We start from the raw sequence: 2,333 nt of genomic DNA, 5'->3' as shown, positions 1-2,333 counted from the left end.
GTTCCGAACGATCCACCACGAGCACCGCCACAACACCGATCTGCCCGATGCGCTCTGCCAGGGAAGGATCAAACGCGCTCATTGCTGGGTCCCACAGAACGTAGATTCTCCAATGGGGGGCGTCTTGGGTCAATGCGCCGTCCGCCGGCAAGGGCCCCATGGAGGTGAGGTCTTCAACCACGCGGTTTGCATGATCACCGTGCGCCGCGATAGGTTCGGACCGAGGGACGCGCCCGCCGGCCGCCCGGCGCGCGGGCGGGACGGGGCGGCCCACGGAGGTAATCCCGTGAGCATTATCGCAGAGTTCCGCGAATTCGCGATCAAGGGCAACATGGTGGACATGGCGGTGGGGATCATCGTCGGTGGGGCGTTCGGCAAGGTTGTCACGTCGCTGGTGAACGACGTGATCATGCCGCCACTCGGGCTGTTGATCGGAGGGGTGAACTTCGGCGACTTGGCGATCGTGCTGAAGGAGGCCGCGAGCGATTCGCCGGCGGTGAAGTTGAACTACGGCAACTGGATTCAGACGATGGTGGATTTCCTGATCGTCGCGGTGGCGGTGTTCCTGCTAGTAAAAAGCCTGAACGCGGTGCGCCGGCGTGCCGGGGCGCTGGGGGCGTCATCGTAGGCCGGGTCAGCCGCATCGGTTCCAGCAGTAGGTACAGAGTTTGGCGAGCGGCAGACCGATCGCGGTGGCCATGTCCTCGAGCCGCTGATACCGGACGCTGGTGAGGCCCAGTGCTGCGGCGATGCGCTCGCACATCCGCCCGTAAAACTCGGAATCCGGCTGGAGCGCTTCCGCAGGTGGCTCGCCGGTCGAGCCCGTCATCTCGGCGATGACGCGGCGGGCGATCAGGTCCATCTCCCCGTGCGATCGCGAGAAATTCAAAAACGGGCAGCGGAACAGCAACGGTGGGCAGGCGGGCCGCATGTGCACTTCCCGCGCGCCGGCGACGAAGAGGCGGCGCACGGTGTCCCGCAGTTGAGTACCTCGCACGATGGAGTCCTCGCAAAAGAGAATGCGCTTGTTGCGGATCAGTTCGGTGATCGGGATGAGCTTCATCCGCGCGACCCGTGTGCGCTCCCGCGGATCCTGGGGCATGAAGCTGCGCGGCCAGGTCGGAGTGTATTTCACGAAGGGGCGACGATACGGGATGCCGGCCTCCGCGGCGTAGCCCAGTCCGTGCCCGACGCCGGAGTCTGGAATCCCCGCGACTTCATCGACGTCGATCTGCTCGCGGCGGGCGAGGATTGCACCGCTCCGATTGCGCATCTCCTCAACGTTGCGGCCTTCGTAGGTGGAAGCGGGATAGCCGTAGTACACCCACAAAAAGGCACAAATGCGCAGCTCGTTGGACGGCGGCACCAGCGTCTCCACCCCGGCGGGGGTGACACGGACGATTTCGCCGGGTCCCAGCTCTCGGACCGTTTCGAACTCCAGGTTGGGGAACGCGCAGGTTTCCATCGTCACCGCCCAGGCGTCCTCCCGGCGGCCGAGAATCACGGGAGTGCGCCCATAGCGGTCGCGCGCGGCGAGAATGGCACCGTCGATTAAAAGGAGCAGCGAGCACGAGCCGTCGAGCTGCTCCTGCACGCATCGAATCCCCTCGACGGGGTCGGCTCCCTGGTTGATGAGCACTGCGACGAGTTCGGTCAGCGAGACCTCATCGTCGCGGGACTCGGCAAAGTGCACGCCCCTGCGGAACACTTCGCGTTGTAGCTCGGCCGCGTTTCGGGCAGCGCCTACCGTCACGAGGGCGTAGTGGCCGATGGACGAGCGTATGGTGAGGGGCTGGTCGTCGGTATCGCTGATCACGCCGATCCCCACGGGGCCGCGCAGACGAGGACGTTCCGGCTCGAACTTCGTTCGGAACGGCGCGTTGGTGATGTCGTGGATGATGCGGACGATTCGACCCTCCTGCCAGACCGCCATACCTCCTCGCATGGTACCGAGATGCGAGTGGTAATCCGTTCCATAGAAGAGATCGCGCGAGCCATCCGCCGTTTTCGTCGCGACGCCGAAAAAACCGCCCATGGTATTCTCCCCTGTGTGGGTCTACCGCGAGCAGCAGGGTAGTGTCGCCCTCCCCTCTGCGGCAAGTAGCACGCCCCTCCCCTCACGATCCCAACGGAGGGACAGAGCCCCAGGCAACCACGGAGGGACAGAGCCCCAGGCAACCCAAACGCGACAAGTAGGGACAGAGCTTTTTCTGGGAGGGGTGCGGAAATGGTGGGGGCTGGTGTCTTCTGTGGGGTTAGGGCCGGCCGATGGGTGCCATCGCCATCGGGGAGGTCCTCGGGAAGGAGACCTTTTATGCGAACAGCGCGGCAAC

General features: G+C 64.8%; 1 protein-coding gene and 1 pseudogene. One reads left to right on the top strand and one right to left on the bottom strand.

Annotated elements, in window-relative coordinates:
* Positions 1-286: 286 nt before the first annotated feature.
* Positions 287-598: pseudogene (gene mscL, locus N2652_02345) on the top strand (large-conductance mechanosensitive channel protein MscL).
* A gap of 36 nt (positions 599-634) precedes the next feature.
* On the opposite strand, the gene N2652_02340 reads toward mscL, so the two are convergent.
* Positions 635-2,035 carry an amidophosphoribosyltransferase gene (locus tag N2652_02340; GenBank protein ID MCX7818039.1) on the bottom strand — a complete coding sequence of 467 codons (1,401 nt, stop codon included), beginning with the start codon at positions 2,033-2,035 and terminating at the stop codon, positions 635-637.
* Positions 2,036-2,333: the final 298 nt, after the last annotated feature.

This window comes from Kiritimatiellia bacterium, assembly GCA_026417735.1.
Classification (GTDB): domain Bacteria; phylum Verrucomicrobiota; class Kiritimatiellia; order PWTM01; family PWTM01; genus CAACVY01.
This window is presented reverse-complemented; position numbering and strand designations above follow the sequence as displayed.